This is a genomic window from Herbaspirillum chlorophenolicum, from assembly GCF_001189955.1.
In the GTDB taxonomy this organism is placed as follows: Bacteria; Pseudomonadota; Gammaproteobacteria; order Burkholderiales; family Burkholderiaceae_D; genus Herbaspirillum; species Herbaspirillum chlorophenolicum.
In genome coordinates this window covers 102,507-126,564 of the sequence record NZ_LFLT01000007.1, presented here as the reverse complement: position 1 = coordinate 126,564, position 24,058 = coordinate 102,507, and the positions used below count along the sequence as shown (strand labels likewise).

18 protein-coding genes are annotated in these 24,058 nt (G+C 61.3%); 6 read left to right on the top strand and 12 right to left on the bottom strand.

Annotated features, from left to right (window positions below; all coding sequences use genetic code 11):
• The first annotated feature begins 127 nt into the window (after positions 1 to 127).
• Genes AKL28_RS06920 through AKL28_RS06900 form a run of 5 tightly spaced genes read left to right on the top strand, consistent with a single transcriptional unit; the run spans position 128 to position 4,839 of the window.
• The gene (locus AKL28_RS06920; RefSeq protein WP_050467375.1) at positions 128 to 574 is read left to right on the top strand and encodes a TIGR03757 family integrating conjugative element protein; all 447 of its coding nucleotides are present in this window, start codon (positions 128 to 130) and stop codon (positions 572 to 574) included.
• Complete coding sequence (locus AKL28_RS06915; RefSeq protein WP_050467374.1) at positions 571 to 1,518, top strand: TIGR03756 family integrating conjugative element protein; 948 nt, start codon at positions 571 to 573, stop codon at positions 1,516 to 1,518. Before AKL28_RS06920 ends, AKL28_RS06915 begins: the two co-directional genes overlap by 4 nt.
• A 10-nt stretch (positions 1,519 to 1,528) precedes the next feature.
• Positions 1,529 to 2,935 (top strand): integrating conjugative element protein, encoded by a 1,407-nt coding sequence (locus AKL28_RS06910; protein ID WP_050467372.1) that lies wholly within the window; start codon positions 1,529 to 1,531, stop codon positions 2,933 to 2,935.
• A complete protein-coding gene (locus tag AKL28_RS06905) occupies positions 2,932 to 3,300 on the top strand; it encodes a hypothetical protein (protein ID WP_050467371.1) in 369 nt (122 codons plus the stop codon). The genes AKL28_RS06910 and AKL28_RS06905 overlap by 4 nt, the downstream gene beginning before the upstream one ends.
• Positions 3,301 to 3,315: 15 nt before the next feature.
• The gene (locus AKL28_RS06900; RefSeq protein WP_050467369.1) at positions 3,316 to 4,839 is read left to right on the top strand and encodes a conjugal transfer protein TraG N-terminal domain-containing protein; all 1,524 of its coding nucleotides are present in this window, start codon (positions 3,316 to 3,318) and stop codon (positions 4,837 to 4,839) included.
• Here the strand turns inward: AKL28_RS06900 and AKL28_RS06895 are convergent, their stop codons facing one another.
• Genes AKL28_RS06895 through AKL28_RS06885 form a run of 3 tightly spaced genes read right to left on the bottom strand, consistent with a single transcriptional unit; the run spans position 4,840 to position 6,494 of the window.
• Entirely contained in the window at positions 4,840 to 5,205 is a 366-nt protein-coding gene (locus tag AKL28_RS06895) for a DUF3742 family protein (RefSeq protein ID WP_050467368.1), read from the bottom strand. It abuts the gene before it with no gap.
• Positions 5,206 to 5,222: 17 nt separating this feature from the next.
• On the bottom strand, positions 5,223 to 5,855 hold the full coding sequence (locus tag AKL28_RS06890) for an RES family NAD+ phosphorylase (RefSeq protein WP_050467367.1): 633 nt from the start codon (positions 5,853 to 5,855) through the stop codon (positions 5,223 to 5,225).
• 12 nt (positions 5,856 to 5,867) lie between these two features.
• Complete coding sequence (locus tag AKL28_RS06885; protein ID WP_050467413.1) at positions 5,868 to 6,494, bottom strand: integrase; 627 nt, start codon at positions 6,492 to 6,494, stop codon at positions 5,868 to 5,870.
• 319 nt (positions 6,495 to 6,813) lie between these two features.
• On the opposite strand from AKL28_RS06885, the gene mobH reads away from it, so the two are divergent.
• Entirely contained in the window at positions 6,814 to 8,655 is a 1,842-nt protein-coding gene (gene mobH, locus AKL28_RS06880; RefSeq protein WP_050467412.1) for a MobH family relaxase, read from the top strand.
• A 33-nt stretch (positions 8,656 to 8,688) separates the two neighbouring features.
• Here the strand turns inward: mobH and AKL28_RS06875 are convergent, their stop codons facing one another.
• Genes AKL28_RS06875 through AKL28_RS06835 form a run of 9 tightly spaced genes read right to left on the bottom strand, consistent with a single transcriptional unit; the run spans position 8,689 to position 24,054 of the window.
• On the bottom strand, positions 8,689 to 9,837 hold the full coding sequence (locus AKL28_RS06875; RefSeq protein ID WP_050467366.1) for a hypothetical protein: 1,149 nt from the start codon (positions 9,835 to 9,837) through the stop codon (positions 8,689 to 8,691).
• Positions 9,838 to 9,853: 16 nt separating this feature from the next.
• Positions 9,854 to 10,576, bottom strand: coding sequence for a hypothetical protein (locus tag AKL28_RS06870; RefSeq protein WP_050467365.1), 723 nt, complete (start codon positions 10,574 to 10,576; stop codon positions 9,854 to 9,856).
• Positions 10,573 to 12,615, bottom strand: coding sequence for a BREX-3 system phosphatase PglZ (gene pglZ / locus AKL28_RS06865; protein ID WP_050467363.1), 2,043 nt, complete (start codon positions 12,613 to 12,615; stop codon positions 10,573 to 10,575). Before pglZ ends, AKL28_RS06870 begins: the two co-directional genes overlap by 4 nt.
• The gene (locus AKL28_RS06860; protein ID WP_050467362.1) at positions 12,612 to 15,440 is read right to left on the bottom strand and encodes a DEAD/DEAH box helicase; all 2,829 of its coding nucleotides are present in this window, start codon (positions 15,438 to 15,440) and stop codon (positions 12,612 to 12,614) included. Before AKL28_RS06860 ends, pglZ begins: the two co-directional genes overlap by 4 nt.
• On the bottom strand, positions 15,437 to 17,227 hold the full coding sequence (locus AKL28_RS06855) for a Fic family protein (protein WP_050467361.1): 1,791 nt from the start codon (positions 17,225 to 17,227) through the stop codon (positions 15,437 to 15,439). The genes AKL28_RS06860 and AKL28_RS06855 overlap by 4 nt, the downstream gene beginning before the upstream one ends.
• A gap of 22 nt (positions 17,228 to 17,249) precedes the next feature.
• Positions 17,250 to 19,901, bottom strand: coding sequence for a DNA methyltransferase (locus tag AKL28_RS06850; RefSeq protein ID WP_050467360.1), 2,652 nt, complete (start codon positions 19,899 to 19,901; stop codon positions 17,250 to 17,252).
• Entirely contained in the window at positions 19,894 to 20,553 is a 660-nt protein-coding gene (locus AKL28_RS06845) for a hypothetical protein (RefSeq protein WP_156226253.1), read from the bottom strand. The genes AKL28_RS06850 and AKL28_RS06845 overlap by 8 nt, the downstream gene beginning before the upstream one ends.
• A gap of 1 nt (position 20,554) precedes the next feature.
• Positions 20,555 to 22,687: an ATP-binding protein gene (locus AKL28_RS06840; protein ID WP_050467358.1), complete on the bottom strand. Its 2,133-nt coding sequence runs from the start codon at positions 22,685 to 22,687 to the stop codon at positions 20,555 to 20,557.
• Positions 22,684 to 24,054 carry an SIR2 family protein gene (locus tag AKL28_RS06835; protein WP_050467357.1) on the bottom strand — a complete coding sequence of 457 codons (1,371 nt, stop codon included), beginning with the start codon at positions 24,052 to 24,054 and terminating at the stop codon, positions 22,684 to 22,686. Before AKL28_RS06835 ends, AKL28_RS06840 begins: the two co-directional genes overlap by 4 nt.
• Positions 24,055 to 24,058 lie beyond the last annotated feature (4 nt).

Genomic DNA, 24,058 nt, shown 5'->3' with positions numbered 1-24,058 from the left:
CGGCCTCCGCTTTCTCCATGCGGCTGCACAACCAGGTATGCGGGGTGCTCGCGATGCGCATTGTTTGTTGGGGCGGCAGCGGGTTCGCGTTCGACTATGGCTCTGATCAACTTCCAGGGCACGCGACATGCCAGCATCTTTACTCCGCTTCGCAGCAGGCTGGCGAACCCTTGGCCTGGCCGTTGCACTACCGGCATCCTTGGCCGTTTTCAGCCCAGCCACCTTCGCCGCCGATGTGGTGGTCGTCACCGACAGCCGCTACCCGGTCAAGACCATGGGTGGTGAGCGGCTGATCGAGCTGGATGAAGGCCCGCGCATCGAAGCCGAGCTTTCCGCACAGCTGCCCGCCGACCCTGAGCAGGCCACGGCCATCGTCAAGCGCCGCCTGAACAACGGCGGTGCCGACCTCCAGCGCCGCATTGCGTCGGCATACCAGGGCGTCGCCGACGCATGGAGCCTGGGCGTCACCAGCATCCCGGCGGTCGTGGTGGATCAGCGTTACGTGGTCTATGGCGAGCCGGACGTGGCCCGTGCCGTCGCGCGCGTTGCGCAACACCGGAGGCCGCAGCCATGACCCGACCCTTCGAGCGGATGCGTCGCCTGCGTGCTGGCGTGGCCTCAGTGCTGCTGCTCAGCGCCACGGGCAGCTACGCCCTCAACACCGCAACCATCGTTGGTTCAGTGGCCTCGCCAGACTGCCTCGAATACCGCGTCGTCGGCATCTGCTACTGGCTCTACTGCACCTGGACGGGCTGCACGGTGCGCACGTCGATCAAGGTACGCCACTACATACCCGATGCGGTCGTCTCCAGCTACAGCAACACCGGCGAGAACCCCTGGGTCGAAGTCCGGGCGATGAGCGTGCCCAACCCGTCCGCACAGGCCGGCGGAGACGGCACCACCAACGAAGACCACGAAAACAATCTCGCGAAGTTCAAGAACGCGGACGTCATCGGCCATCCCGGCGTCGAGGTGTTCAACCAGTTCGTCTCGTCCTCGGGCTATTTCTGCGAGGGTGCAGGCACAGCGTTCATGCCGTATCTGCTCAGCACCCTGGACACACTGGCCTGGCGCTACAACGTGCCGGAGATGGCCTACCCGGAAGCGCTGATTCCGGGTAGACGCGAGGTCGGCGCGCGCACCACGCTCAACCTCTGGGGCAACGTCTATCCGCGCGGCGGCTTCCTGCACCAGGCCGACGACCACAAGGCTGGCTCCGTGGTGGCCCAGCGCGCCGGCGATGTCGTGACGCGCCGTGGGCAAATCCACGTCTATCAGCCGCTGCTCGCCAACTCGCGGCCCGGTTACTGGCCTGCCGGCGCGCTGATGGAAGGCGATGCCTCGACAGGCAAGTGGCAGGAACTTACCCCCGTCCTGTCCTCGTCCTGCACGGTGTTCCCGCGCAGCGGCTTCCTGACTCAGGCCCAGCAAGGCGACTACGCCTGGGCGCTGTGGCGGCCCTATGCGTGCTGCGAACGCCGGGGCCAGGTGTTCCTCGGCAGCGTCGATTTCCAATGAGGGTACGGCGATGAAGCGTCCTGAACTGACAAACCTCTCCACCAAGGCACGCCGCCTGCTGCGTCCAACGGTATTGGCTGGGGTGCTGGCTGGCGCGCTCGTTCTTGGCGGCGGCCTCGCGTGGGCGCAGACCGGCTTTCAAACCGGCGGCTCCGTGATCGGCGACGAGGTGATGTATTCGATTGGCGGCGGCAGCGCAGTGTCCATGGGCCGCGCTGCCGGCATGCGCTCGATCGGCGTTGGCGTGGGCTGGAACAGCAACCTGATCTGCGGCGACATGAGCATCCAGACCACGCTGCGCAACCAGCTCAACGGCGTCACCAACGGCTTTCAGCAGATCATGAGCAACGTGATCCAGAGCGCCACCAGCGCGGTGGCATCGCTGCCTGCGCTGATCATCCAGCGTGCCGATCCGGGCCTGTACAACCTGCTGACCAACGGCGTGCTGCAGGCACGGCTGGATTTCGACCGCTCCAAGCTGACGTGCCGCGCCATGGCCGAGAAGATGGCCGACACGGCGGGCGGACAACTTGGTTGGAGCCAGGTCGCCGAAGGCATGGCGTTGCGCGACGCGGTATCGAGCACGGACGCCGTGTCGGCGATCGAACAGGCCGAAACGCGCCGTGGCAACGACGGCGTACCCTGGGTAGGCGGCAGCAACGCGGGCGGCGCAGGTCAGTCGGCCATCCGCGTGGTCGGCGACGTCACCCGCGCGGGCTACAACCTGGTCAACAGCCGCAGCGTGACCGACACGTCGTCCATCGCTTCCGCCAGTTGCGCCAGCCTGTCCTGCCAGACCTGGACGTCGCCACAACAAGCGACCGAATGGGCCACACGGGTTCTCGGCGAACAGGTGCAGCGCACGTGCGATTCCTGCACCAAGACCGAAACGGTGCCCGGCGTCGGGCTGACGCCGCTGATCCAGGAGGAATACGAGGCCAAGCTGGAAGCTTTGCAGGAGCTGGTCTCGGGAACGCGCAACACCACCTTCGAGAACCTGCGTGCGGCCGGCAGCACCTCGCTGCCCATCACGCGCGGCGTCATCGAGGCGCTGCGCGACGAGCCGGACCAGGACCTGCTGGCGCGGCGCCTGGCCTCGGAGGTCGCGCTGGCGTCGGTGCTGGAGAAGGCATTGCTGCTCCAGCGCACCCTGCTCACCGGCAAGAAGGAGCCCAACGTCGCGGCGAACCAGTTGGCGGTCGAGGCCGTGAACCACGAGAGCGACACACTCGACCAGGAGATCCGCAACCTCAAGACCGAGCTGGAGCTGCGCCGCGAGCTGGCGAACAACTCGCCGATGGCCATCATCCAGCGCCACGGCACGCGCGCGGCTGGCTCGCGTGGCATCTACGAAGGCGATCCCATTCCCGACCGCCTAGACCGGCTTCAGAAGGGCAATCCGGGAGGCAACCCATGAACCCGCCGCGCGCCAGTTGGCTGCGCCCGCGCTGGCTGCTTAACCGGCGCACGGCGAAGACGTTGCTGTGGGCAGTGGTGCTCGTCGCCGCTGCGGTGGGCGCCAACATCGTCGGCATTTATCTCGTCGGCAGCGTTGCCGGCTGGGAGCGCTGGCTGACGGCCACGGCGGGCTACTTCCTGGTGTGGCGGCTGTGTCTGTACGGCGCGACAGCCTACGGCTGGGTCTGGATGCGTCGCCGGCTACTGGCGCGTGAGGCCCAACGCGGAGCGGATAGGCAGGCGCGGCGGCGCCTGTTGCGCAGCGAGATCGCCGGCGTCGCCGCCATTGTGGCGCTGGAAGCCAACCTGTTGATGCAGGGCTGAGGGGAGATTCGCGCCATGACGCTTTTCACGACCGACTACCTGGAGTACTACCTGACGCTGGTGTCGTGGATCGTCCATAACGGCATCTGGGCCGTGCTGGTGGCGAGCGGTGTATTCGCGCTGCCTTTCATTGCCATCATCGTGCAGGAATGGCTGAAGGCCCGTGCGGAGGGTGCCGACGAAGGCAACAAGGGCGTGCTCTCGGCTGCGCGCATCGAGAACCGGGTGTTCGTCGCCATCGTGGTGGTGATGTTCGCCGGCATACCGTTCATCGACGTGGATCTCAACACCATCCGCTACGACAGCGCACGCTCGGCCCAATGCCAGGTCAGCGTGCCGCAGCCCACGGATACCGGCTGGTCACAGTCCTTCAGCACCATCAACAACCAGTCGGCGAAGGTGCCCGTCTGGTGGGCCTTTATGCACACACTCTCACGCGCCGTCACGGGGGCCTCGGTGGCGGCGATCCCTTGCGGAACCGATCTGCGGCAGATGAGGATGGAGATCGACGCGACCCGCATCGACAACCCGGTGCTGGCTCAGGAAGTGGCGGATTTCTCGCGCGACTGCTACGGACCGGCGCGCGCCAAGCTCTTCATGCAGCGCCCGAACCTCGATGAGGCGCAGATGCACGACGTGACCTGGATCGGCTCGCGCTTCTTCACGGACACGGGCGGCTACTACGACACCTACCGCTCCAGCACACCACGCGATGACTGGCCTTACGACAGCAACCGTGATGCTGGGCTTGCGCAGGTGGCCAGCGGTGGCGGCTATCCGTCCTGCAGGCAGTGGTGGGCCGATGGCAGCAATGGCCTGCGCGCACGCCTGCTGGGGCAGGTAGACCCAAGCCTGCTGAATCGATTGGCGGGCTGGGCCGGCTTTTTGAGCCGAGCCGATGTGGACGACTCGGTGATCCGCACCATCGCCTCGCCGAGGCAGCAGAAACTGAACCAGGGCAGCGTCTATACGGACTACGGCGGCCAGATCGACAAGACCCTGCCGAACATCGTGACGCGGGCCACGGGCGACGTCGGCATGGCTGTCGGCGCGATTGCCGCGTTTCCCGCCATGGACGTGGTGCGCCAGGCGCTGCCTATGGTGCTCGCCTTGCTCAAGATGGCGCTGGTCATCTGCATCCCGCTGGTGCTGGTCGTGGGCACCTACGACCTGAAGACCGTCGTTACCGTGAGCGTCGTGCAGTTCGCGCTGTTCTTCGTCGATTTCTGGTTCCAGCTCGCGCGCTGGATCGACAGCACCATCCTCGATGCGCTCTACGGCTGGGGCTTCGGCTGGAACCGGCCACACAGCAACTTCGACCCGCTGGTGGGGCTGAACAACGCCTTTGGCGACATGCTCCTGATGTTCGTCATGGGCACGATGTTCATCGTGCTGCCTACGTTCTGGATCATGGCCCTGGCTTGGGCGGGCGTTCGCGCCGGCAACGTCTTACAAGGCCTGGCTGGAGCCACCGGAGATGCTAAAGCCGCTGGCGGAAAGGGAGGAAGTACCGCAATCAGCGCGGTGTCGAAGAAGTGATCACAGCTCGTCGTCCTGGACATGGGGATCAACGCGAAAACCATCGTAGGTGTACAGGCCGAATCCGGCGGGCCCGTTTCGCCATTCTGGCTCGGGCAGCTCATCACCCAAGTCGGAATTGCGCGCTATCCAGGCCACCACCATGACGAACACCAGCAGCAGCGCCAGCCAGAAGGCGGCATAGAACAGCAATCCCAACACAAGCAGCTTGACCGTCCACAACAGCACGGCGGCACCAGCTACCGGCACGCCCCTGGATACCAGCCAGATCGACGCCCGCCGTTCGCCACGCACATAGGCACGCCATCCACGGCCAAGGGTGCGCCCGAGGCGTTCTGCGGTGCTGGTGCGAGTCGTGGTGTTCATGGTCGTCTCCGGCTGCTTCAGGACGCTTCGTCATCCGGCCCTACCGGGCCGGGGTCGGGTTCCACACCGATGCGATAGCGGGCAACGAAACGCGGCCAATCCACATGGTCAATCAGGTCGATGTCCTCGATGATGCTGACCTTCGTTCCCGCACGTTCGAACAGGGCGATGCTCTTGGCGGGATAGTTGTTGCGCGACGGATAGAGCACCCCGTCGAACAGCGGCTGGCCGTCGTCTCCGAGCATCGCATGCACTTGGGCGGACACCTGCTGCGTATGCGTGTAGTCGCGGCTGGCCAACTGCTCCAGGTTCAGACCAAAGTAGCCGGCCATGACACCCGGTGCGGTTAGATCCGCCAGAAGCACGTCAGCCACCACGCCTACGGCGCGCACCATCCGGCTCTGGGCTTCTTTCAGCGCGATCGAGCGCTTCTTGTCCGCAAGCCACTGGTGTTTGTGGAACACCGACTCCATCAGCGCCGTGGGCAGGTCGCGCCCCAAGTAAAGCACGCCGTAGACCCGCGCCGGATCATCGTAGCGATTGGTGCTGCTGCGGCCATAGTACAGCGGGCTGCCCCGATAGACGACGCGGCTCACATGCTGGAGCAGTTCACCGGCATCGATCAGGAAGGATGGCAGCTCGCGGTTCATGACGGTTTCACTTCAATGCACCTGGACGCCCAGCACGTTGAACACCGCCTCGGCCACGTCGTCGATCGTGCCATGCGTCACCGCATCCAGCGGCGAGCGACCGCCTAAGCCTTCGAGCGGTTCGGACAGTGCGCGGTAGATCGTCCAGTGGTCGATGCCCTCGACCTCCTGAAGTACGGTTTGGGTCAACTGCTGCTTCACCGGGTCGAGTTGCCAGTCGGGCAGCTTCTGACCGCGCGGCCCCACGTTCAGCGCCAGCAGCCGACGGGCAACGATGTCCTTGTAGATCTGCTGGCGGGACTTGTCCGCCAGTTTGGCGAACTCGGGGATCGGCAGGTTGTGTGGCTGGTTGAAGGCTTCCAGCAGCATGGCGCGGCCACGCTGGACGTCGGTTTTACTCGGTGCCCAGCGCGTGTCGACACGCAGCGCGGCCGCCTTGCGTGCAAGGGCCTGCTCCACCGTCTCACCCTCCAGGTTGGCGGGCAGTTTTACCGCCTCCACACGCTCGTGGACGAACGCCTGCAACTCGGCCGCAAAAGCCTTGGCGTCCCGGATTTCGACGGTATCCGCGAAGCGACGCACATCCTTCACCGTGACGCGCGGCAGACGGTCGGCAATGAATTCAATGGCAGTGGGCATGGTCATCTCCCAAGTAGGTTTGAGACAGGGTTCACTCTAGTCGCCCTTGTCGCATTTGTCAACTTAGACGCCCGGAGTGAAAGCAACCTACCTGGCGGAAGCAGCGTTCCCGCAGCATAGGCCGAGGCCAGCGCCGGGTCGCCGTCCAATCCATTCGAGCGGGTTCCACATTGACGCTGGAGCCACTCCCCACGCCCCGCTATACCGAAACGGTTGAAGGCCAAAGGGCCGAAATGGCAAGGGAATGGGGTGCAAGGGGAAAGGCCCTACCCGAAAAGGCGAAAAGGCCTCCCGCTTGGCCCGCCACCAGGACACCCACATGCTCTCTCTGTTCCAGCGAAAACGGGCCTCGGGCGCTGTCGCTCCGTCGCCAGCACCCGTCACCGATCTCCCGAAAGGGCTGCTGCAACCCGAATCAGCCGCATCGCTGCTGGCGACACCGCGCCGACAGAAACTGCTGGAACACATCTGGCAGCGCACCTCGCTCTCGCGCAAGCAGTTCGCCGCGCTGTACCGCGCGCCGCTGGAGCGTTATGCCGAGCTGGTTCAGGCTTTCCCTGCCTCCGAGGCGCATCACCACGCTTACCCAGGCGGCATGCTCGACCACGGCCTGGAAATCGTCGCCTACAGCCTGAAGCTGCGCCAGTCTCATCTGCTGCCCATCGGCGCCAACCCCGAGGATCAGGCCGCGCAAGCCGAGGCCTGGACTGCTGCCATCGCCTACGCCGCACTGCTGCACGACATCGGCAAGATCGCTGTCGATCTGCACGTCGAGCTGGCCGACGGCAATACCTGGCATCCGTGGCACGGCCCGCTGCATCAGCCATACCGCTTCCGCTACCGTGACGATCGCGAGTACCGGCTCCACAGCGCCGCGACAGGCTTGCTCTACCGGCAACTGCTTGACCGTGAAGTCCTGGACTGGCTCAGCTGCTATCCGTCGCTGTGGGCACCGCTGCTCTACGTCCTGGCCGGGCAGTATGAGCACGCTGGGGTGCTGGGCGAACTGGTGGTGCAGGCCGACCGTGCTTCCGTGGCCCAGGAACTGGGCGGCGACCCCACACGCGCCATGGCTGCGCCCAAGCACGCGCTGCAACGCAAGCTGCTGGAAGGGCTGCGTTACCTGCTCAAGGAGGAGCTGAAGCTGAACCAGCCCGAAGCCTCCGATGGCTGGCTCACCGAGGATGGTTTGTGGCTGGTCAGCAAGACGGTCTCGGACAAGCTGCGCGCACACCTGCTATCCCAGGGCATCGACGGCATCCCAGCGAACAACACCGCCGTGTTCAACGTGCTGCAGGATCACGGCATGTTGCAGCCGACAGCAGACGGCAAAGCGATCTGGCGCGCTACCGTGACCAGTTCCACCGGCTGGAGCCACTCGTTCACCCTGTTGCGGCTCGCGCCCGCGCTGATCTGGGAATCTGGTGAGCGGCCAGCACCGTTTGCCGGGACGGTAACGATCGACACACCCACCGCAGGCGAAGCTGCCGAGGCAGCGGCCATCCGTTCTGCGGACGGCGCGGCGTCAGCCTTGGAGAACCAAGACACTCCGCCAGCGGACGGTAGTGGCATCGCATCGGCCCCTCCACCCAAGGCCCAGGCCACCCCTGACGTAATGGAGGACATGCTGGCGATGGTGGGAACGGGAAATTCGCCAACCACAGATCATGATGCGGAAATCGTCCCGGACGAAGCCCCCATCTTTCTTGCCGATGTGCCCCTGCCGACCTTGGCCGGCGCTGCGCCTTCGCCGCCGGCCTCCCCATCCTCGACGACACAGCCATCCGGCGAGCACTTCATGGCGTGGCTGAAACAGGGCATCGCCACGCGGCGGCTCATCATCAACGATGCGAAAGCGCTGGTGCATACCGTGAGCGACACCGCCTACCTGGTCAGCCCTGGCGTATTCCAGCGCTATGCGCAGGAGCACCCGCAGGTAGGGAAACTGGCCAAACAGGAGAACCTGCAGGATTGGCAGTGGGTGCAAAAGCGCTTCGAGCGGCTGCAATTGCATCGCAAGCAATCCAGCGGATTGAACATCTGGACATGCGAAGTCACCGGCCCCAGAAAATCACGGAAGCTACATGGCTACCTGCTTCTCGAACCCAGCTCGATATTCATTGACGAGCCTCCAAATAACCCATTCTTGGAGTTGGCGTAGTCAACAAAAAATAGGACGATTTCAGCGATTGATCTACTGCTGTGCAGCGCTACGGTTCGTAGCCGCATGAGGAGAGGTAGTGTCTTCTGCTTTCTTGGCAGCAGCAGCAGCAGCAGCAGCGCGTTGAGCTGCTTCCAGGTCTGCGATATGCGCCCCCAGGACACTTACTTGTTCTCGAAGCGTTTCGTTCTCATGCTGTACTGCAGAACGCTGCTGATTCCCTTGCTCGATGGCGGTCAGCAGCTTCACTTGCCACTGATCCCCGGAGGAGCTGTTGTCCCGGTCTTGAAGGTAGGCAAATCCCGAGACGATCAAGGCGAGCAAAGCCAATACCGCCGTGATACCAACCGACCAAACCGCGATGGTGATTTGCTTGCGCGCGGACTTGTCTGTTTTTCGGTCGCGCTCGTCGAACTGCTCCATCAGGGTAGTCGCCGCTTCGGCCAAATCCTTGAGCGTCTTGGCGGACTCCGCCGTCATCTGTCCAGTCAAGCGAGCCAACGCCATTTCTTCGGCGCGCTCCTCCGCACGCTCCCGTGCTTGCTCCACCATGCGCCTGTTCAAAGCATCAAAGTGATCTGTGCGAATCGGCTGGATTTCCGGTGGCGATGGCTTTGCAAATTTTGTGAGTTGTTCGTATGCGCTCAACGTCGAGCCCAAAGCGAATGTACTCTTGCGCACCTGATCGAATATGCTGCGACTGGAGCCAAGCATTTTCTCGTGCAACTGCTTTGCGGACTGGTGCTGCTGTTCGACTTCCTCTCGAACCAACCGAATCAGATAAGCCGAGGCCGTTTCGCCATCCTCCCGAGCAACAGGCTTGCGATCCTCATTGCCCTCCTGGATCTTCTTCCATACAGACGATTGCACATAAGCTTCGGAAAGCAGCTCTAGTTCATCGTCCGAAAGTGTTTTGGCTATCTCAGGATCGAGAGGAATACGTTCCTGTGCCTCATCAGATTCCAACGTCAGGCTGCCAATGCTGGTGAGGAGGTTTCTGACCTGATCGATCGCCTCCGCAGGTTCCATGTTTTCGAAGTCAGTCATATCTCGTACCCGCAGCGGGTACAGATAGATGCGGCCAATCGATGTCTCAACCTCGGCAACGGGCTTCGACCTCAGCAGTAGCTTCAGCGATTTCTTCTTCGGCTCGTCGCCATGCGGTTGTGTCGGTTCCGTCATCGACCAAATTCCGTTCTCAAATCGTGCCTCGCAACGCGACAAACTGGTTACTCGGGCCTTCTGATCGAAGGATCAGGCTCGGGCTGTTCGCCACCAAGTAAGCCAAAGGCCGCGTCAAGTTGAACGGGAACAGCACGGGCAGCGACTGCAGACTGGGTACTGAAACCGGCTTGCCGGCGTAGCGCACGGCAGCTTCGATCAGCCAAACCGTGAGCGCATCGTTGTCGATGCTCGTCTGTGGCAGGCGAATGACCCGCTTGCCTTTCTCGACCCGTTCCACTGCGCCCCAGCTCGCCTGGCTCTGAATGACCATGTTGGTCATGCGCCGCGTGCCTTCGCGCTCCCCATAGGTTTCGCTCATGCGCCGATGCACTTCGGCGGCTGCGCAGTCGCCCTGGATGGCGGACAGGCGGCCCACCAGCTCGGCCACCTTGCCAAAGAACGGGTACGTCGCCACGGACATGCCCCAGCACAGGGCGGCAACCGGAATGTCCGGCTGCGTCTTGTGGATGGCCACGCCGCGATCGGCGTAATCGACCAGTTCGGCGCGCGGCTCCAGCCACAGCCGATTCAACACGGTGCGCGTTTTCTTCTTGGCTTCCACGCCAAGCTCGGCTGCATCGAGCAGTGCCTTCAGATCATCTAGCCCAGCCACGCCTGCACGTATATTCAGTGCCGCAGCCGCCCAATCAAGCTGAATGAACCGATCAAAGCCTATTTTTGGGGCTGATGAATTCATTCGGTACCTATCACATAACTGACTTTCACAAAGGGCACGATCAGTTCTTCGACCGACACCCCGCCGTGGACCACCACCTGGTCGCCCTCCGGCACAAAGGCGGTTCGTCCGCCTGCGAACAGGGGCATGAAGTTCGCGGGAAGGCCTGCGACGTCCAGCCTGACCGTGCTGGGATAGGCCGCTGCGGAGTCGGCCAGCAATGGCTCACTCCGATACACCCGCACGCGCTCGCCGCGCGTCTCGGCAATCACGCCCTGGTTAGGTCTGCCGACGCCGGTGGACTCCACGTTGCCGTGGTCCGCCGTGAGGTAGATGTGAAACCCCTTGTCCAGCAGCATCGAAAACAGCCGGTCAACGAAACCAGTCGTCAACCAGTTGCCGATCCACATCGCCACGTCTTTCTTGGATCGCTCCTTGTGGAGCCGCTCATCCACCTCATCGATGACCAGGCCCACCACCTTCGGGCGCCGGTCGATCAAATCGGCTTCCAGTGCGTCGAGCTGATTGATCTGACGCAGTGCGCGTCGATACATCACCTCATTCGAGTTGACGCCTTCGTTCTGCCAAAACGTCTTCCACAAGGATTCCTCTTTGTCCGTGCGGTCAATGGAGTCCTCGAACTCGCGCGGCTTCAGGCCAGAGAATAGTGCCTGGCGTGACACCGAGGTCACCGTCGGCAGCCATGCGAACGCGGTTCCCTCGTCAAATGCGAAGCGCTTTGTGGTGGCAATCAGCCGCTCGCGGATCTGCACCCACTGGTCGAAGGCCAGCCCGTCGAAGACCAGCAAAGCGAGCTTGGTTTCCCCTGCGGATCGCCGATGGCGCAAGAAGCGCGGTACGTGGTGCACCATCACCGGGCCTTTGCTCACCGGCTGCAGGATCAGGTCGGCGTAATGCTTGGCCGCGACCCAGGCTTGCAGATGTTCGTCTGATTGCGCCTGCAAGGTCTTGATCCGTTCCCCGATTTGTTGAGACATGGCCGGCAGGCTCGCGCTGCCTTCGGTGCCCGGCAGGCCCTGCGTGCGGGCCAGGATTTCACCGTAACGCTTGGCAAACTCGCCCCAGTCCTTGTGCGAAGAGGCTGCTGTTGGCGTCGTCCCGATCAGGCCATCGATGCCTTTGAGCACCAAAGCCTGCAACGCCGCCGGGTCCTGAACAATGCCGGCCTTGATCCAGCTCGGCATCGCCGCCGGAACGCTGTGTACTGCCAGCGGATGCAAGCTGCCGTCGAGAAACATGGAATCGACCAGCACCTGCACATCGGAGTGGTCGAACGGAATCTCGATCCCGGCCACGCCATCTTTTTCACAATAAGCGGGTGGCGGCGGCTCCCCTGTACGGGTGCCATCCAGCCCCAGCGCCGTCAGGTAGCGATTCCATGCGTCCTGCACTACGCGCAGCAGCGCGCTCTTGGAAGCCAGCCAGGTGGCAACGGGAAGGCCCGTGAACAGCCCCTTGCCTTGGATGATGCCTGCGGCGTGCTGGGCGAACAGGGGCGGCAACGAGCGGTTGGCAAAGTGCATCCGCAGCAGTTCGCGCCAGAAGTCCACCGGGTTACGGATAGACCTGGGCGCAAGCTGGTAGACGTGTTCGAGGATGAAGTCCTTCGATTCGTTCTCGCCGCGCGCAGACTGCAATTCGGTCTGGTGGGCATGAAACAGCCCGGCAAAATGCTCCGGCTCGACTTGCTGTACCGCGCTGTATGCCAGCCTGGGAAAAATCTCAGCAAGACTGAGCCGAACCACACGCCCGTGATGCACGATGTCCCACGGCAAGGCATTCGCATCGGCGCTGCGCAAATGCAGAACCAACGAAGGCGCTGGCCCTTGCTCCCCCCGATCCCATGCTGCGCGGTAGCGTTCCTCGTACTCCGCACGGAAGGCGAACGGGTCTTCGTACAGCATCAGCTCGAAGCCCCGGCTGCGCAGTTCGGTTAGCAGCTTTTCATCCAGCAGCACATCGTCGGGGTCGCAGGCCACCCACAGCCGGGTGAGATCGACCGTGAAGTGACTCAGGATGCGCTCCGTCCAAAGGCTCATGCCTCACCTCCGACGCGCACCAACATCACGGCGTTCAAATCCGGCACGCTGACCTCCATGTCGTCCAGGGCGGCCATGCGTGCATCGTGTTCCTGTTGCAGCCGCTTGCGGCGGTGCTCGCGCACGGCGGGCAGGCCGATTCGCCCAATGGCCTGGCCTCGGGCCTCGAAGGCATACAGCGCCCGTTCGCGTTCTTCCTTCAACCGGTCGCGGTGTTCGGTCAGCAGCTCGGTGAAGATCCGCTCACCCTGGGTACTGGCCGCTGCATGGGATGCTTCAAACCACTTCGCCGACGCCTCGGCACCGGTCACGGCATGCACGTCTACGGTTTCAGTCAGCAGCAAATCCCATACGCGCTTGGCTGTTGGCACAAAGGGGCGACCTTCCTCGTTGATGAACACCGGCAGGAAGCGCTTGCGGTGCCATGCCTCACCCATTTGGCCCTCAGCCGCCAGGCTGATCTCCCATAGCGACCAGATGCCGCGCACCGAATCGGGCAAGCCGGTCACGCGGATCACCGGCAGCGGCTGCCCGGCGACAAAGCGCGGTAGCTCGCTGATCACTGCCCGAGCGCGCGGGTCTTCCATGGTGACCCATTCCAACGCCGGGTTTTCATCCGCCGTGCGCGCGTCAAAACAGGCCTGGGCCGACTCGCTGCCGTCCGCCCACTTCACTTGCCACGCTTTGCCAGCCTTCGTTGCTGAGCCGCCGCGCGCAGCCAGCCCGTTGATGATGGCCCGCTCCAGCCAGAACTGCGCCGGGTGATCACGCCACTTGCGGGCATCCTCGGCGTCCAGATCGTGCTCGGTGGTGAGCAGATCGCTGTTGCTCTGGGACTCTGACAGGGTGGATCGTAGTTGGGACACCACCGCGTCGCACTCCTGCTCGATGGCTTCCGGGTTCTGCAAGCCATGCACGAACAGCTCGTCGAAGATCGGGTCGGCTTCGACCGAGTCCATCACGTCGGCCGCCTTATCGACGCCGAACTCCTGCGCGATGACCTCCAGTTTTTCTTCCAGCACTTGGCGCACGCGGTGCTCTACCGTGTCTTCAAGCACGAAGTTGATGGCACGCACCACATGCTTCTGGCCGATACGGTCCACCCGGCCAATGCGCTGTTCGATCCGCATTGGGTTCCACGGCATGTCGAAGTTGACGATGACGTGACAGAACTGCAGGTTCAGACCTTCACCGCCGGCGTCCGTCGAAATCAGCACGCGCACATCCTTGGAGAACGCCTGCTGCGCACGGGTGCGCGCTTCCAGATCCATGCTGCCGTTGAGCGTCGTCACCGAGAAACCACGGCTTTCCAGGAAGTCGGCCAGCATGGCTTGGGTGGGCACGAACTCGGTGAAGATCAGCACCTTCAGCGCCGGATCGCCTTCTTCCTGCTGCAGCTTGTAGATCAGCTCCAGCAGCGCTTCAGCCTTGGCGTCGGTGCCGGCGGCCTCGGTTTCGCGGGCCAGCTCCAGCAGCATCTCGACTTCGGACTTCTCCAGCTCCCAGCCACTGGACTGCATAGCCAGATCCACCTGAGACTGGCCGTCGAGGTCTGCCCATTCGTCGGTGCTGGTGTGCTCAAACAGGTTGGCCTGGGGCTGCGGCACATCAAGCAGGGCCTGGCGCTTTTCCAGCGTGGTGCGGATGGCCGCTGTGCTGGATGTCACCAGCCGCTGCATCAGGATCATCAAAAAGCCGATGTGGCGCTGCTTGGCCGCCATGGCCTGGTTGTAGCCGTGGCGCACATAGTCGGTCACCGCCTCATACAGGCGCTGCTGCGAGCCATGGCGTGCCTGCCAAGCCACTGCCTGCAGCCGGGTCACGCGCGGCTTGAACAGCGGCTGGCCTTCGGCATTAATGGATGCGCGCTTTTCGGTGCGAATCACGAAAGGCCGCACCCGCTCACGGTTGACGCTGCCCTCATCCGGGAAGGCTTCCCGGTCGAGCAACTGCATCAGCCGCATGAACTGGTCGGTCTTGCCCTGGTGCGGCGTGGCCGACAGCAGCAAGAGATAGGGCGATGCTTCGGCCAGCGCCGCGCCCAACTTGTAGCGGGCCACCTGCTCGGTGCTGCCGCCCATGCGGTGGGCTTCGTCGATGATGACCAGATCCCACGACGCCGAGATCAGGTCCTCGAAGCGCTCGCGGTTGTAGGTGTTGAGTTGCTCCAGGCTCCAGCCTCGCCGACTTTCCATGGGTTTGACCGAGTCCAGCGAGCAAATCACCTGGTCGTGCATGCGCCACAGGTTCTCTTCCTCGCCCGCGCCGCCGCTGCGCCACTGGCGGAAGGCCGCCAGCTCGGACGGCTCGATGAACTGAAACGTCTCGCCAAAGTGCAGGCGCATTTCCGCCTGCCACTGGCGTACCAGCCCCTTGGGCGCCACCACCAGGATGCGCTTCACGCGGCCACGCAATTTCAACTCGCGCAGCACCAAACCGGCCTCGATGGTCTTGCCCAGGCCCACCTCATCGGCCAGCAGGTAGCGGATACGGTCGCGGCTGATGGCGCGGTTCAGTGCATAAAGCTGGTGCGGTAGCGGCACCACGCTGGACTGGATCGGCGCCAACAGCAGGTTGTCCTCCAGCGCATCCAGCAGCTTGGCTGCCGCCGTGGTGTGCAGAATCTGCTCCACACTCGGGCGCACGCTTTCCAGTGCGGCCAGGTCAACCGCCCGTGCACGCACCACCGCGTCCTTGGCTGGCAGCCACACGCGGTAGGCCACCTCGCCCCACACGTCCTGCCGCTCGATCACCCGGCACGGCGATGCCTGCCTGGTGAACCAGCACCAATTGCCGACGGTGAAGTCGCGCCCGGCTTGCGTCATTGGCCCACCTCATCGCGCAGCGCTCTGCCTTGTGCGGTCAGGCGATAGCGCTGTTTGCTGCTGTTAGGCTTGTCAGGGATGGTCATTTCGACCAGATCCAATGCCAGCAAAGGCGTCAACACCACCTCGCGGAACTTGCTCCTGTTGCTGCGACCGACCCACTGCATCAAGGTGGCCACATCGTGTTCATCGGTCATCTGAGCCAACATCCTGTGTTGCTCAGCACTGAGTCCCAACTTAGGCCCGACTTGGTCCCGACTTGGTCCCGACCTGGCCCCGGCTTGATCCCTGGCCTGTGCTTGCGCCTCTTGGGCAAAGCGCTGACGAATCGCCTCGCGGGCCTGAAACTGGGTATCGCTGAGCGGATCGAGCAGTTGCTGCCGCACCAGATGGTCGGCCACGGCGCGGGCTTGCTGGGTAGTGCTGATACCCAGGCTGCGGATTGCCGTGAGGGTGAGCGGCTCCCCGTCTGGCAGCGACAGCGACAACGCCAGCACATCCGCCTGCTCGGGCGTCAAGTTCGCCCCCAGGGTTTGGCGCAAGCGCTGCATGGCCTCGGTGACCAAGGGCTTGTTGATCAGCACCAGCTCAAATTCCTTACGCGCCTTGTCGTTCTTCAACTGGGGTGGGGTGCGCCCCAGCTCATGCCAGTTGCGGAAGATGGCGCGAATACCGGTGCCGGCCTGATCTGACAGACCAATGCGGCGAAACGCCTTGACGATGGCCGGATTGCGCACTTCCTTTTCGGTGGGGTCCAACAGCTCGGCTTCGGTAGCGAAGGCATCGCCTGGGTTCCAGAACACCGTGCGGTCGGTAAACAGCTTGATGGATGCCTTGCGCCCGTGGTCGCCGTAGTCCTGGTGGATCAGCAGGTTGATGGCCGCTTCACGGAAAGCCACATAGTCGGGCGGATCATCGTTGCGGCGCAGGGTGGCCGGATCGAGCGAGAACGGGTGCTCGGCGATGCGCATATAGCGCGCTACCAGGCCCTGCCAGGTCTGAAAGACGTTCTCCTCGAACACATAGCGGTCATGCCAGCGCTGCTCGGCAGACCACTGCTCAAAAGCGGTGTCGATGCGCTGATAGTCCAGCACCGGCCTGGGCAGTATCTGGCGCACAAAACGGCCCGTGCCAAACAGCAGCACGCCTGCACGGGTGGGGTGCAGTTTGCCGCCTTGCTCGACCACGAAATTCCAGTTCAGCAGGAAGGCAATCGGGTCGGTGATCTCGGCGTGCTCAGGGTTACGCCGTGCAAACTGGGCCTGATACCACTTGACGGTATCCAGATCGAAGCAGGCGTCCGCAGCAAGCTCGGTAAGCACCGTGCCGTCATACCGCTCTTGCGCCGCGTCGCGCAAAAATCGCTCCAGCTCACTTTGTGTGAACTGTTCATCGCCCGCGCCGCGTCGCAGGTAACTCTGGCGCGGGTCGCCTTTGAGGTAAACCGGCTTCTCCAGGCGTGGCATCTCCGGGATGTAGAAGGCAAACACATGCTTGCCGTCGATCTCAAAGCGATGCGGCTCTACCGCAATCACCCGGTTCAGCTTTTGCCCACCACGCAGCACCGCCAGAAAATCGTTCTGAACCTTGTCGGGTTCCTCAACGCCGGTCACTTCCAGCCGACCATTGGCCTCACTGACACCAAACACCAGCCAGCCGCCTGCCGTATTGGCAAATGCCGACACGGTTCTGTAGGCATCTTCCGGCACGCCGCGCTGCGCCTTTTTGCACTCGAAATCGTTCCATTCGATGCCGTTGAGTCGTGCCAGCAATTCGTCTTGGTTCATCGAGCGGCTCCGCGTGGGCTCATCAGATACCGTCCTCGGTACGGGTCAGCGCCATGTCGTACAGGGTCAGCAGCTTTTCGTCCTCTTGCAGCGTGGCTTCCGGCAGCTTGTTGGCGATTGCGAGGATGGTGGCGTAATCCTTGCCCGCCCACGCGGCGCGGAAACCCGCGCGCAGCACTTCCAGACGCGATTCCTTGATCTTGCGGCCCGTGAACGACCGATAGACCTCGAACTCCTTGAGCAGCGCCTTCTCGCGCTTCTTCTCCAGGTCTTGCGCCTTGTTCGGATCGGGCACGTACCAGCGATCCCGAGCCTTGGCGATCAGGCGCGGATCGTTCTTCTCCAAGCTGCGCAGGTCGTGGTAGTTGGTGGACAGGTAACGGTGAATCTGACTGGGCACTTCATCAACGCCGTCAAAGCGCAAGAAGTTGGCTTCCAGCAGCGCCGAGAGTTCTGGGCGGGTTTCGTGCTTCTTCCATCCTGCACCCAACTGTTTGATGAACTCGGGGTGGATGTCCTGATAGGTGGAAGGCCGCGCCTTCAGGTAATCCGCCGCCCAGTCGATGGCGCTGCGCTCATCGCTGACGAACAGCTCCATCTGCGGCGCTTGCGCCACTTGCGCGCGCTTCTTGTCGTATTCGGCCACCTGATCGGCGAGAAAGACCATGCCGTCGCGTTCGGGGAAGCGGTTGCGCAGGCCGTCCTGAAATTCCTGACTGGAAAGCGGCACCGGCGCGCTGTGCCGGACGAACCACGCCACCATGCGGTCGAACAGGATGCGCGGGTCGCGTTCAGCGATGTATTCCAACTCACTACCCCTCAGCTTCACGACTGGAAGCTGCCTCAAGTGGGTTTGAACAAAGTCCCACGCCGATTCCGGTGTCGCCCCACGTTCCGAGAAACGCTGCTCCAGCCCGCCATTCGGCTTATAGGCAGAAATGACAAGATCCTGTTTGACTGCAGTTGTCGACGTGTAGGAGTTGATGCTTCGCTGTTTCTTATCCAGCGTCGAGACATTTGCGATAACAAATCCCGCTTCTGAAAGACTACTTTGAATGCTGTTCCAAATGGCAGCACTCGTATTTGAAAATTCGACTGTCATCCATCTTCCGGGCTTCAGCACTCGGTAGAACTCTGAGAAGCATGCCCGAATGAGTGCACGATACTCGGTTACGCCCTTCTTCTGAACATGATTCTCTATTGCTTCGGAGGCTGTGTTCGTGCGAACACCGAGCCAGCACTCCCACAGGAAGTTCAAGTCGGAGTACATTATGTTCGACCCGAATGGCGGATCGACGAACACATAATCAATCGAGGAGTCTGGCAGATCCGCCAGCTTAGAAGCAGCCCCCGTACTGACAGCAGGACGGAGTGTCACACCCCTCTTCGCGTCAAGGAATCGGACGATATCTTCGAGCTTTTTCTCGTAGATCTTGCTTACGCGCCCTTCAGATGAAAGCGCCGGTATGTACAGTGTGTTCGTCTTGGGCCTATGCCCACCGCCAGCGTTATAGCGGCGCATCAAGGTTGCATGCCAAGATGTGTTGAGGAAAGCAAACCGAAACAATGGATCGCCAACTTGTAGGTGATTCCATAGCCGCGCACAGGCCAGTAAGTTCCTAGGCGTATAGAAGTGATGGAAGTGAGTCACCCCCTCCAAAGCAAGGTTGCGTTTGTAATGGCTCTCGTACATGGTCGGCAAATCGACTATGGGAACATTAAGCTGCCGCAATTCGGCCTCGACATCGTCGTAGGAGTTCCCGTCTTCGCTCAACCAAATATCCATGGCTGCACCACTCGATGGTCGGATCCTCGCAAACCGCTGGATCCGTTTCTTTGTTTGAATGACAGCATCTAGAATCGGATCACGGATCGCCGTGCGAACGTGTGTCAGTGTTTTGGATGCAATCTTTGAACCGCAGGACGGACATTTCATTTCCGCAGCAACATTCCTTGAATCAGGGTCAAAGCTCTCCGACCACTGATCGAACTGATGCTGACAGTTCGAACACTCGACAATGGCCGAGTAGATTGTGAAATCGCTCCAGCCTGTATCACGGCGGTACAGCGGCTCAACCGAGTCGTTAACTTTTGCCATCACACCTTCGATCTTTCCCTTGAAATCGATCGCCGTAGTTGTAGTGCAAAAGTTGGCGGCCAAAAAGGTTGCAAGCGGCGATAGGTCACACAGGACGGCATGCCGACCAGTTAGCTGTGCCGCGACACCTGTCATTCCGGTACCACAAAAACCATCAAGGACGATGTCGCCAGGCTTCGTGTAGTGCTCTATGTAGTGAACGATTGCCTTGTGGGGAACCTTCGTATGGTATGAATGAGCGTTGTAGACGGGGTCGTTCTTTCCTTCGCTGACATCTGAGACAAAGGGCGTTCTGCTGTATGACTCAGACGATGCGTATGGCCTACCATAGTGCTGAACGAACTCCGCCAGCCACGGGTTCGGGCAGGCGGTGTAGTACGGCGGATCGGACATGGCGAGGATGGCTGCATCCGTGCCCTGCGGAAAACCTTCCTGCTGGCGAAACGCCGGGTCTTGCAGCTTCTCGGCCAGCAGCTTGGTGAAGTGCTCCCGCCGGGCTTGCTCGCTGGGGAATGTCTGACCAAGGCATTCCACCGGGCCTGAATCTTTTTGTGTGGTGCTGAATAGATTAGTCATTTTTTTCCTCGGCGCTTTGGGCCTTGATTGCCGCGTTCGCAGACTGCTTGACCACGCCGCTCAGGTTATCGATGGATTTTCTGACCCGCTCCAACTCCTCTACGACAGGATGGCGCGGAACGCTGGTGCCCATATAGGGCCGCAGGTCCACGTGGGTCTTTTCGCTGTACTTGTTTTTCCCATACTCGTATTCGGCTGACACTTCGAATGTATGCGGACAAATCGTCGGATCAGCTCCGCTTTCAAATATCTCAAAGCCCATTCCAAGATCGAAGAGCAGCTCCGACATGGGCGGTAGGCAGTCGATAGGCAGTGAGAAGGCCGATTGCTTGGCGAGATTGCGACTCTCGCCTTGTTCGCCAAACTGAAAGAAATCCCGATCAAGGCGTAGCCGGAGATTCTGCGCAGGCGAGCGGCCCACATTCCTGATCAGCAATTGGATGACAGGTGTGCCCATGCGCACCTGTACAGTCACTGCGACAAACGGGCGATTCTGATCAGCCATCTGCTCACGCATTGCACCCACTGCGGCACGGTTGGCACGCAGAATGAAAAACGTGAGTCCGGCAAACATCGCGGTCAACAGGACGTTGGCCAGCGTCAGCCATTCCGGCAAGTTCGCCGGCATCATCAATGAGGCGACATCATTCATTCTAGGAAGCTCCGCCTTCATCCGATGCTTCCTTGTCTGGCACAGGTGCTATTTGTTGCCAGTCCTCTGCAATCGCCGTCCAATCCACGGTGCGCTCGACAGCCTCTATCTCGCCTGTTTCGTTCTCCTCCTTGCCCGACCATACCGCCCAAAAGTCCGGGTCGTCGGATTTTGGCCGTTGGCCTTCAGGCAAGGCATTCATCTGCACCAGCACGGGCAACTCAGAGGCCCAACCCAGCAGGATGGCGTGGCGTGAGGGTAGCGAAGGAAGATCGCGCAGCAGACCACGCAGGTTGTCTGGAACGAGCTTGTGCACCAATTCCTGGTCACGGTCATTGCTGATGCGGTGCAGCAGGTAGCTGTTGCATTGAGACAGCACTGTGGGTGACAACTCGCTGGGGCGCTGGGATGACAGCACCAAACCCAATCCGAACTTGCGCCCCTCGCGGGCAATTTTCTCGAATACCTGACAACAAATGGCGGCTGAGTTCTGGTTCTCAGCATCGTCCTGGTAGCGCTTGATAAACGTGTGTGCTTCTTCCATCACCAGAACGGTAGGCAGCGTTTTGCCGTGGTTGAGCTTGCGGTAGCGCTGCATGGATTCCAGCGTCATACGAGCAATAACGGCGGTGACAATGTGCACCACCTCAGCGGGCACCAGCGATAGGTCGATGACAGTTACCGTGCCGTTGGACGCTTGGTTGTCGCCGATGATGTTGGCCAGCCAGTCCTGCAAACTTACCTGATCTGAAGCTGTAGTTATTCGGCTGATCCTTGTGTCCGACAGCATAGTGCGGATACGCATAATCAGGTAATCAAAGAACTGCGCGTTGTTTTCCTGGCTGGCCAAACTTTCCAAGTGATCCGCAAATTGTGCGCCGTTAAAACGTAGCGGCGCATCTTCATTAGGGCCAGCTTGGTAGACGATGCCACCAATACTATTCAGATAGCCTTGAAGATTCGACATAACGACTTCCACTGCTGTAGCAGGAAAATCGTTATACCCGGTTTGCCCATTTTGCTTTCGGTACGTCTGCTGAGGCCGGTTGAGCAGTGCCTGCATTTGATTGCGCAGGTACTCAATGCTGTCACTGTGATCAGAGAACTCGCGTGAATATGCCTCCAGGTCCTCTATGAATACAGGGAGCTTGGGGCCAAATTTCCAGCCTTCGTAGTTTTCGCCATTCCTGACTTGAGCTTTAAGCGTGATCAGTATTGAGCTAATTTTTCTTCGTAATATAAAAACCGGATCTTCTGTGACGTCAGCGCCACTGCGCATTTCGCGTAGAGCGCGCCGAAGCAGTGGTCGTTGGGCACGTTCGCTGGCTTGAGTAAACGCACTCCACTCAGCGCTGTTCCAGAACCAAAGCGGCACCTGTAGCTGCTCAATGCCACTGTCAGGCTTCGGCTCGACAGCGAATACGCGCACTTTCCCCAAACCATCAAATGCCTTGGCGTATTCGCCGTTGGGGTCGAGCACAATGAAGCGGGCATTGGGGTCTGCTCCGCCGCGTGCTTTGCGGGCTTCTTCCATCGACCAACGGATCAAACCGGCGACTGAGCAGGATTTGCCACTGCCGGTGTTGCCCAGCACGGCCAGATGACGACCGAACAGGCGATCAGGGTCGATCTTGACCTCTGCATTGGCGGCCAGCGGACTGACGCCGATTTTCACCCGGCGGTTATCGCCAGATTCGACGATGGCGCGTAGCTGGGTTTGGGTGGGTAGCAGTACGGGGTCGCCTACCGTCGGGTAGGCTTCCACACCACGCCGGAAGGAATAGCGTTCCTTTCCAGCAATCTGGCCCTCGTAAGCCAAGCCACCCAGCGGGTTGAGGCTCATCTTGCGCAGCGGATAAGGCAAATCAACCAGGCCGAAATCCTGCATGCCCTTGCGCTTGGGGTACTGAGACCGCTCGATGGTGATCCACTCCACCTGTGCGACCAGATAACCTGTCTCACTAGGCACGAGGACATAACCATTGATCCGCGGGAACGGCCGTGGAGTACCTGTGTTCAGAGCGAGGTTGTCGGGTGCTTCGATGTCCAGCAGAACCTTGATTTCGTCGGGCGAGACAAAATCGATGCTGCCGATACGCAGTGAGTCGGCGTAGGCCAGGGGCGAGAAGCTCATATCTGGTCTGCCCCGTCAAAATCACCACCAGGTTTCGCTGCTGCCGGGCCTGGATGGGCTTCGGTGCCGAAACGCTGCTTGAGCAGTTCGCTCATGCGGAAGGTGGTTTTGTCGATAGCGGCCTTGGGCAGGAAACTTTCGGTCAGGATTTGCAAATCAGCCAGAGCGGGGCCGATCAGCAGGCTGATCTGCGAGGGACGTCCCAACTCTTGGTAGGTCTGCATGATCCGGCCAAGCGGATCGTTATAGGCAATGATCACCAGATGGGTGGACGGCACTGTGAGCATGTCGCGGATGACGCGGTTGATGTGCTCGTCACCAAAGCTGTAGCCATAGGTAATCAGCGTGCTGTTAGGGCGGCACACGGCGGCGGCGAGGTCTCGGAACAGTTCCACATAGGGGTGATCCGAAGTCTCCCGGTCCTTGGCGGCATTGGGGTAGATCATCAGCTTGTGGGCACTGGCACCATTAAGCCCAGGCGCTTGCAGATAGGGCGCGACATCATCAGCGCCGAAGGGCAGCCCGACGCGGCGGATATCCCTATCGGCCTGCACCCAATCTACCGAGCCGTGCAGCTTGGTAAAGCGAGCGACCCCCTCCAGATAGCGCGGTTCACCGCGTATGCCTGGCGGGTTGTAGTGCATGTCCAGATCCAGCCGCGATGAACGAAAGATCGGCATGAGGTTGCCGAGGAAGCGGTCCAGCAGATGCAGCCCGGCCAGTTCGGCCCCAGCTTCGATCAGCCGGTCATAGTTGGTGGTGAAGATGTTCAGCCGATCACGCACGCCGGTGCGGCTGGCGAAGCTCATCAGGAAGGTGACCAGCACATTGAGCGCTTGCTCACGTTTGTCTTCATCTGCCCTGGCAATCCCGGCTTCGCTTTCGAGGATGGACTTGGAGAAGTCTTCCAGCGTGCTGGTCAGCTCAGTCAGCAGCGTTTCGGCTTCTGCTGAATCGCCCAGTATCTCAAGCCCTCGCAGCAATTCGTTGGCGGCGCGAAGCTGGTCTTCCAGATTACCCGTTTCCCGGCCTGATCTTTGGGCGGCTTCTTTCGCTGCTTTCCTGATTGCATCCTCGTAGATGGTCAGGGTTACTTCGTTCATTCCAGCCGCTGGCTTGCCTGTCGCCAGATGGTGCACGGCATGGGTCAATCCTGAGCCAGCAAGCAGCGAAAGATGCTCCGACTGGAATAAGGCGGTCAGCCAAGGCTCGACACGGCTTCGCAACACCTTGATGTCGAAATTTTGGCTCTGAGTTAGCCAGGAGGCTTCTGCGCCTTCGCAAAGCTTGAACTTGCCGGCATCCTCGGCGCTTGCTTCGAAGCAGATAGGGGCGTGGTCGTCCCTGACTTTCAGTGTGTTGCTCATGGCA

Bases quoted from the DNA above. Each gene is read 5' to 3' on its own strand.
- AKL28_RS06920 (WP_050467375.1), top strand. From the start codon at position 128: ATGCCAGCATCTTTACTCCGCTTCGCAGCAGGCTGGCGAACCCTTGGC.
- AKL28_RS06915 (WP_050467374.1), top strand. From the start codon at position 571: ATGACCCGACCCTTCGAGCGGATGCGTCGCCTGCGTGCTGGCGTGGCC.
- AKL28_RS06910 (WP_050467372.1), top strand. From the start codon at position 1,529: ATGAAGCGTCCTGAACTGACAAACCTCTCCACCAAGGCACGCCGCCTG.
- AKL28_RS06905 (WP_050467371.1), top strand. From the start codon at position 2,932: ATGAACCCGCCGCGCGCCAGTTGGCTGCGCCCGCGCTGGCTGCTTAAC.
- AKL28_RS06900 (WP_050467369.1), top strand. From the start codon at position 3,316: ATGACGCTTTTCACGACCGACTACCTGGAGTACTACCTGACGCTGGTG.
- AKL28_RS06895 (WP_050467368.1), bottom strand. From the start codon at position 5,205: ATGAACACCACGACTCGCACCAGCACCGCAGAACGCCTCGGGCGCACC.
- AKL28_RS06890 (WP_050467367.1), bottom strand. From the start codon at position 5,855: ATGAACCGCGAGCTGCCATCCTTCCTGATCGATGCCGGTGAACTGCTC.
- AKL28_RS06885 (WP_050467413.1), bottom strand. From the start codon at position 6,494: ATGCCCACTGCCATTGAATTCATTGCCGACCGTCTGCCGCGCGTCACG.
- mobH (WP_050467412.1), top strand. From the start codon at position 6,814: ATGCTCTCTCTGTTCCAGCGAAAACGGGCCTCGGGCGCTGTCGCTCCG.
- AKL28_RS06875 (WP_050467366.1), bottom strand. From the start codon at position 9,837: ATGACGGAACCGACACAACCGCATGGCGACGAGCCGAAGAAGAAATCG.
- AKL28_RS06870 (WP_050467365.1), bottom strand. From the start codon at position 10,576: ATGAATTCATCAGCCCCAAAAATAGGCTTTGATCGGTTCATTCAGCTT.
- pglZ (WP_050467363.1), bottom strand. From the start codon at position 12,615: ATGAGCCTTTGGACGGAGCGCATCCTGAGTCACTTCACGGTCGATCTC.
- AKL28_RS06860 (WP_050467362.1), bottom strand. From the start codon at position 15,440: ATGACGCAAGCCGGGCGCGACTTCACCGTCGGCAATTGGTGCTGGTTC.
- AKL28_RS06855 (WP_050467361.1), bottom strand. From the start codon at position 17,227: ATGAACCAAGACGAATTGCTGGCACGACTCAACGGCATCGAATGGAAC.
- AKL28_RS06850 (WP_050467360.1), bottom strand. From the start codon at position 19,901: ATGACTAATCTATTCAGCACCACACAAAAAGATTCAGGCCCGGTGGAA.
- AKL28_RS06845 (WP_156226253.1), bottom strand. From the start codon at position 20,553: ATGAATGATGTCGCCTCATTGATGATGCCGGCGAACTTGCCGGAATGG.
- AKL28_RS06840 (WP_050467358.1), bottom strand. From the start codon at position 22,687: ATGAGCTTCTCGCCCCTGGCCTACGCCGACTCACTGCGTATCGGCAGC.
- AKL28_RS06835 (WP_050467357.1), bottom strand. From the start codon at position 24,054: ATGAGCAACACACTGAAAGTCAGGGACGACCACGCCCCTATCTGCTTC.